General features: G+C 41.8%; 1 protein-coding gene. It reads right to left on the bottom strand.

The features are described 5' to 3' along the window. Positions 1-61 precede the first annotated feature (61 nt). Positions 62-8,398 carry an SIALI-17 repeat-containing surface protein gene (locus ADH31_RS05040; protein WP_049509281.1) on the bottom strand — a complete coding sequence of 2,779 codons (8,337 nt, stop codon included), beginning with the start codon at positions 8,396-8,398 and terminating at the stop codon, positions 62-64. Positions 8,399-8,426: the final 28 nt, after the last annotated feature.

The raw sequence follows: 8,426 nt of genomic DNA, 5'->3' as shown, positions 1-8,426 counted from the left end.
GCGGCTAGTTTCCTAGTTTGCTCTTTGATTTTCATTGAGTATTAGATGCTTTTACATCATCTTATTCGTCGTCTTTTTTCTTTCCCATAGCAAACATACCAAGAAGTGCACCTACAACACCAACGGCTGCAAGGCCAGCATTTTCTTTAGTACCTGTCTCTGGGAGCTTGTATGGATGACTTGCAGGTGCTTGGTAGGTCTTATCTTGTGACATAGCAAGAGCTACAAGAGACTGCTCATCTGTGTATGCTGGAGTTTCACGTGTAGTTGGGGCTGAACCATTCACACTTCCAGTAAATTCTGGAACTTCGTGAGTAGTTCCTTCTGATCCATTTACGTGACCAGTGAACTCTGGGACTTCATGGACAGCTGCTTCGACACCATTCACCCCACCAGTATATTCTGGGACTTCGTGGACAGCTGCTTCAGTGCCATTTACACCACCTGTGAATTCTGGGACTTCTACTACTGGTGCTGGAAGCTTGTCTGCTTCTGCCGTAGCTTCAGTATACTCTGGAACTTCATGGATAGCCGCTTCGACACCATTCACGCCGCCTGTGAATTCTGGGACTTCTACTACTGGTGCTGCTTCTTCACCTGCTGTGCCAATAGCTTCAGTATATTCTGGAACTTCATGAACAGCTGCTTCAACACCATTTACGCCACCAGTAAATTCTGGGACTTCTACTACTGGTGCTGCTTCATCACCCTTGCTTGTAGTTAAAGCTGGTTTCTCTGGTTCTTCTGGAAGCTCTTGGTGGAAGGTCGTCATTTCGTAAAACTCAGGTTTGCCACCTTCCCAAACAACTTTGACATCTAACAATGGCGCTTTTTCTCTCACTGCAAATGTTTGGAAGCTTGAGGTAATTTCACCTAGTTCTGACCAAGCATCTGCTTTATCTTCTTTCAGAGTACGAGCAAGCACACGAGCTTTCACTCCTTGAGGAATACTTGAAACAAGTCGGATATGGTTTGCGTCTGTTGGTTCTGACAAGTGGTAGACAAGCTCACCTTGTTCTTTCTCAGCCTTGTAGCTTGTCAATACTTTGCCATCTACAAGGTTAGTGTAAAGGTTGCCTTGGCTTTCACCGCTGTTTCCTTCTACAGTTGGGTCATTGATTGGTTTCACGAATTCGCCATCATTGATCACCAACTCAGTGAATCCTACAAAACGAGCATCATAGTCTGCTGTAAATAGAACACGGAGATAGTTAGCTTTAACTGGGCTTGAAAGTTCACCCTCGATATAGCGATTTCCTGGCATCTTAGAATCATGTGTCCAGCCATCTGTCAAGGAGTCATCACGTGTTTCATTAGCAACACCGTCACCAACTGTTACAACATCTGTCCAAGTCTTACCATCTTGACTGACTTGAATCTTACCATCACGGAGATAGTTTTGAGTGCCGTCTTGGATGTAAGCTCTAATTTTTTTAATATCACGTTCGCTACCAAGTTTCAAGGTGATATGACCATCTTTACGAGCATAGTCAGAGAACTCTACAAAGTTATTGTAAACACCATCAAACAATTGATCCAAGTTCTTGATCTTACGAACGTCATTTCGACCGTATGTTGGGTGGATTCCCATTGATGTAGAATCAAGTGTTGTTGGTTGAACTTCTTTTGTCTGAACGAGTAGTGATGTCGCTGTCACTGCTTGTTCTTGGTCAGTCTTATTAATCAAACGAACATAACGTACCAAGGACTTATCTGTCACTTGATCAGCTGGATACCATTCTTGAGCATTTGGAGAGTATTCCAAGTTGAGAGATGGATTTTCTGTACCAAGTGCTTGAATGCTTTCAGCTTGGTGCAGACGATCAAGTTTCATACCCAAGTAGCTATTAGCTGGAAGCTTAGTTCCGCTTGGAATTTGAAGGTCATAACGGCCTAGGCTGTCATAAACTGGAGTTGACTTCAAGCTTTCAACGTTTGTATCCGTCAATTCGCTATTGCCTGCACGTGTTTCAACTGAGAAGTCAGCGATACGCCACCATAAGTTGATGTTCTTAGTATTGCGAACACGAACGTAGCGAGCTGAAATTGGAGTTTCGATTTCTTTTGTTTGTTCACCAGTCAAGCGATCCAATTCTTGCCATGAGCTACCATCTGCAGAATATTCAAGAACACCTTCTGCCAATTTATCTCCTGATCCTTGAACCAGACGAACCTTGGTCACAGGTTTAACTTCACCCAAGTCAAGTTGTACCCAACCATTGACTGGAGTTGTGTCTGTTCTATCAGCATTTGCAAGCATGGCTTCAGTATTATCACGTCCATCTGTAATCTGTCCAACTGTTGTGTTGTACTTGTACATAAGATTTGGACTGATTGTCACAGTAGCTGTCTGTTTGTTACGAACAACTTCTACAGGACGGTTAACAGCAATTTCTCGTACAGCAAACCAAGTATTCCCACGATCTGAAGTCGCAATCATACGAACAGCTTTGGCGTTGATGTTGAGGTTTTCAAATTTAAGCAGAGGTTCATTACCAGTGTAGCTTGGTTCTGAAAGGGTTACCCACTCATCATTTTCATTGAGATACTCAACCTTAGCATTGTTGAAGGTATCACGAGGATTTGCTTGAGTTCCCATTGCAAAGGTCAAGTTTTGAACTGAAACAGCCTTATTAAATTTCAAACCAATGTAGTCACCAGTTTGAATGCTGTTTGGTGATTTGATCAAAGCATGTGTTCCCAAATCTCCGTCCGTTACTTCAGCCAATCCACCTTCGACACCTGTACGGTTTGTGATAAAGGTACTAATGACTTGGTCAGGATGCAAGGCTTTTTGAACTTCTGTTGCAAGGATTTCACGAAGGCCAAGCAAGAATGGACGGATATGTTGAACACCCAACTCAGCTTTTTCATCATGATCTACATAATGGAAGGTATAAGTTTGAGACCGTTCATAAAGTTTTAATCCCTTATAGTAGCTATCCCAAAGTTTTGCAGAATCGTTCTTTTCGATAGCTTCTGTACCATCAAGAAGAGCACTCAAAGCATCCATTTGGTCGATGGTATTATCCAACCAGTAGTGGATTTGAGCACGCATCTTTTCATCACCAGATGCTTTATAAAGTTGAGCTGCTGCTTTAAGTTTTGCAAATTCTGCACGCAAGCCTTCACGCTCTGCACCGACGTCTTGACCAGCTTTCAACTTAGACATAAAGGCATCTAATTTCGGTGCAAGTTCAACAGACTCTTCCAATTTCACAACACGACCATCCATGTTTTGGTTGATCATATGTTTACCAAGCTCACGGAAGGCAACTGATGCTTCGCTATCTGTAAACTTACCGTTTTCAACAAAGTTGAAGGCGATATCATTTACTTTCTTAGCTTCTTCTTCTGACTTCCATTGTTTCCATGCATATTGAGCTGCAGAGAAGAGGGCAATCTTAGAAGGTTCAGATTGTTGCATTGGGTTCAACATGATACCTGATAGGAGACTAGGGTCTACATTCGGATGAAGGAATTTCTCACCACCACCCAAGATCAAGTGTTGTTTAGAGTTATCTGTAACAGGCCAGTTTACCCATAGAGAAACTGGTCGGTAGGTCTTACCTCCTGCAGTCAGGTTATTCTTAAGGTTAGAGAGGAAGCTTTCAGACACTTCACCCCAAATCTTACCACCAGTCAATGTCATTGATGCTGAACTTGGAAGATTTTCGTTGAGTGATTTCAACTCATCTTCACGTCCATTACCCCAATACTGACCTGGAACGAAAATCATTTCCTTACGAAGACCAACATAAGTTGCTTGTTTTTCAGTCAACCAATCTGTCATGTCCTTCATCAAGCGGTTGTAACTATTGTAGCCACCAACTGGACTTGGAGCATCATCAGCCAAAATACCGAACTCACGAACACCGACATCCATCAATTGAGTGAATTTAGCCTTAATAGTTTCAAGATCTTTTTGGTAGTCAGCATCGTTCCCAAAACGGATACGGTTGTTCATGAATGGGTGGATGGTCCAAACATAACGAGTCTTGTTTTGGTTTCCGACACGTGCCAATTCACGGATTTCAGCTAATTTTTCTTCTGGATAAAGTTCACGCCATTTCTTGTTGTGGTATGGATCGTCTTTTGGTGCAAAGAAGTATTGGGTCAACTTCAAGTCACCACCATAACGCATCAACTCGGCACGATCAGCATTGCTCCAAGGGTTACCATAGTATCCTTCGATAAAGCCACGGTTCTTAATTTCAGCAAAGTCTTCAACTGTTACATTACGCAAGACTGGAGCTTCACTTTCATTAAGCATGTGTTTGAGAGTTGTCAAACCATAGAAGACAGCATCTGTATCCTTACCGACGATAGAGATTGTATTGTTCTTAATTGACAAAGCGTAAGCATCAATCTTATCAAAGAGTCCTTGAGAAATTCCAGACACTTCTTTTTCAGCCTGTGAATTTTGACCATGAACACCAAGGTAGATGTTGGTAGCACCTGCCACTGCTGTTTGACTGCTTGTGTAAGAGATTTGATGATCTTGTAAGACACTCTTCAAGCGGTTACGAGTATAGATATCTAATTGATCGCCCATGACAAGATTGACTTGTTTATGGAGTTTCGTAACACCTTCATCGTAAGTTACTTTTTGTGGTGTTGGGAAGACCTTGTACTCTTTCTTGAGATAATCCTGACTTTGGGCTGCTGCAGCAACTGCCTCGTCGCTTGTAGGTTTCGTAGCTACAAAGCTATCAGCAAGTTCAGTTGTCCCATCACCCATTTCCTCAACTTTAGGTTTTTCTGGAGTTTCAGGTTTTTCTGGTGTCACAGGTTTTTCTGGACTAACTGGTTCTTCTGCTTTGTTAGTAGAAATTGGTTTCAGAAGTTGAATTTCTGCAGCACTACCAAATCCTCCAACACCTGCTAGAACTTTAAATTCTACCTTATCGGTTTCAATGGCATCAAAATTAACTGTTTTCTCTTTGGCATTGTTTTCCCAAGTTCCTGAAGCAACTTTAACCATTTGACCATCTTTTTGAGCATAGATTTCGTAAGATGTCACGACTCCGTTACCACCACCTGGACGTGGAAGATAGGTCAAACCATTGACTGTTTCACTTGCTTTCAAGTTCATTGCAACTGTGAATGGGGCTTGATGTCCAGTCCATTTTGAATGCCAGAAGGTATTTGGATCATTGTCAAAGGCTTTTTCTACTGGACCTTCTGCATTGGTTCCTGGTAATTCTTGACTAGTTGCAGAAACTGTAAAATGATCATTTGGAATCAAACGTGGATTTACGAATGCTTCATTTGACAACTCAGCACTATGCAAGATGCCTTTGAAGCCACCGATTGTTTCAAGTGGTAAGACTAAGCTATTATGAGCCAAACGTGGATTGGCTGGATTTGCAATCCGTTCAACCTTTTCACCGTCCACATAAACTTCTGTTACTTGAGGTTTAGTTACAACAGAAATTTGATAGCGTTTGTTCTTTTCAAGTTTCTTGTTGAATTGAATATGGAATTGTTCAAAAGTATAGGCAAGATAACCATCCTTATCCGCAAGGTAAAGTTGGTTGTTCCCACTTGTTGAGAAGGTTTGTTGGCCATCACCAGTCACAGTCACATCCAATTTCAAGACATGACTTGGTCCAGCATCACCAACTAGGCCTTCGATAGTGCTATCTTTTTCGAAGTTCAAACCTGCTTCAGTCTTCTGTACTTTCTTAGCAAGATAATCTTTGACAGTCTCAGGATTAATCTTGAACAAGTCTTCTTCAGCTACAGTCTTATCTGGATTAGATTGAGGCGCATAAACACTTGCTGGTTGGATACGGTCTGCATAGGTCTTTGCTGCACGGTCTGAACCCCAGGTGCGTTCTGCAGTAGACTGCATACTCTTGAAGAAACGTTTAAAGATATCGTAAGAAGTAAGTCCAGTTTCATGGAGGTCAATATTATCATTCCAGACTGCATGACCACCACCAAGGATATTTGGATTAGAGGCTTCTAGGCGTGGTCCTCCACCTGTTGAGAAGTCATTTGGTGTCCAGCGGTTGTATTGAGTTTCATAGTTTGCATAATCTCCATAACCACCTTGACTATTGCTACCACTTGGAACACTATAGGTTGGAATATCTGTGATATTGATAATCTTAGCACCCTGAGCAATGGCCGCTGCTGGTCGTTGCCAACCAATACTCCAGATATCAACTTCTACATCTTTCCAATCAACAGGTGTAGTTCCTTGTTTGGCAGAGAGTGAACCCCAAATACGCGGTGTTAGACCTTTGCCTTTGATGTACTGGATCATATCATTGACATAGCGACGATAGCTTTCTGGACTTCCATAGTACTCATCTGTACCGATATGAACAGTAGAAACGCCATGAAGTGGTGCGTCTTCACCATCGAGCAATTTATCATAGACTGATTTGACAAAGGCGAGCGTTTCTTCGTACTTGTTATCCAAGTCCAACATAGCTACACGTTCTACATTGTGTTTTCTCGCACTAAGTTGACCCTTGTACATCAAGTCTGGACGGACCTTAACAAATGAAAGTGCGTGACCTGGTGTGTCAATTTCAGGAACAAGGTTGATATGCAAAGCTTTTGCCAACTTGATAATTTCTTGCATTTCTTCCTTGGTATAATGCTCGTCAGATGTTAATTTTTCGCCATTTTCACCGACAACATCAGTTTCTACACGGAAGCCTGTCTTAGCATTTTTAAGAACATAATCCAGTTCCTCTTGTGGAGTAAGATTTTTCCCTGCTAAATGATCTTTTAAGAAGATATAGTTGTCATTCAAGTGCAACTGCAAGTCGTTCATCTTGTAGTAGGCCATATTGAGCATAATATCTACAAGCGTATCATAAGGAATAAACTTACGACCTGTGTCTAGCATAAATCCACGATGGCTAAAGCTTGGGAAGTCACGGATTTCTCCGTTTTGCAAATCATTTTCACCCATTTGAAGAAGGGTACGTGTAGCATAAAATGCTCCTGCATTGGTCGCAGCTTCTACGGTGATAACTCCATCTTTAACAGTGATACCATAGCCTTCCTTGCCATAGCCCTTGTCTTCAACCTTTTTAAATTCGATCCGTTTTTGAGCTGTTTGATCACCTGTAGCGATTTCTAACCCACGACTTTCAAGGTCAGTCTGATAGAATTTAGCTTCTTGGCCAAATCCAGAATCTCCGACTGAAATGACGGTATCAGCTGTAATTGAAGTTTTACCTTCAGTACCATACCATTGTTGAACTGCTGGAGCAACTGCTGGTTTGGTTCCAACACCTTCGTCTGTATGCAAGCCTTTAATGACTACTTCAAATTCTTTTGTGAAGGTATGAGTATCCTTGACTTGTTGGACCATTACCTTAACAGTTTGGTCTGTTAAGGGTTTGTAGATTTTGTTATTAAGATCAACAACTCCCTGTTTGTTGCTACCAATCAAGCTGACTTGACCTGGTAATTTAGGCAAGACAAGTGATTTCCCATCTTCAGCAACAGCTAATTCTGTCACTTGGCGAATATCTGTTGGTTTGCTAGCGTCTGGAATGTTTGAGTAAGCTCGAATTTCTTGAATTCCAACATTTTTCCAGTTCATTGTACCAGCTTGATAATCCGTGATTTCAAGTTTAAGGTACTTGGCTTGGATAGCTTCTTTCAAGTCAATTTTTTCATCAAGAAGAGGATTTCCTGTTCTTTGATAGGCCAACTTCCATTCTTTAACTCCTGATCCATTCACATCATCCTGGCCAGCGTAATAGAGGTTCCATGATTTGATATTTGGATCATTTTGTTCACCACGAACGCGGCGGTCCCAATCAATCTCCACATGCTTAATCACTGTTGTCTTTTCAAGTGTAAATTCGATTGTTGGTTTCTCAACATTTTGGTCAGTAGCCCAGCGAGTGTCAGGTTTTCCGTCAATTGCCTTTTCTGCTGTGTATTGTGTGTTGGCTTCATGGTTTGATGCTGTAGCAGTCGCCTTTTCTAAATGATTGACATCTGGTGTATCTACTACATCTTTAGTCACAGGACTTGCAGCTGGTTTCGCCTCAGAAGCTACTTCCTCTTTTGGATTTGTAGCTGGTTTTGAAGCCACTTCTTCCTTAGGAGCAGGAGTTTCAGTTGGTTTTGGAGTAGTTGTTTCAGCTACAGTTGCTTCAGTTTCTGACGCTGCAGGTTGTTCATCCACAGTTCCAGCACTTGCTTCTGCTTTTTCAATAGCTGCTGCTATATCTGCTGGTAGTTTATCCAGAGGCTGAGCCTGTGTTATTGTTCCTTCTGTCTCAGCAGTTCCTTCTGTTTCAGCAGCTTGAACCATACCAGCTCCAAAGATACTGGCACCAATCATAACAGAAGCTGCGCCGATTGTAAATTTACGTATACTGTAATGACACCGTTTCTCAAAAAAATGTTTTCCCATTTTTTCCTATTTCCTTTCATACGCTCAC

It is taken from the genome of Streptococcus pseudopneumoniae (assembly GCF_001072375.1).
GTDB classification, from domain to species: domain Bacteria; phylum Bacillota; class Bacilli; order Lactobacillales; family Streptococcaceae; genus Streptococcus; species Streptococcus pseudopneumoniae_L.
The sequence above is the reverse complement of the archived record's forward strand: the minus strand, read 5'-3'. Positions and strand labels throughout refer to the sequence as shown.

Coding starts and splice junctions, on each gene's coding strand:
- ADH31_RS05040 (WP_049509281.1), bottom strand. CDS start 8,398: ATGGGAAAACATTTTTTTGAGAAACGGTGTCATTACAGTATACGTAAA.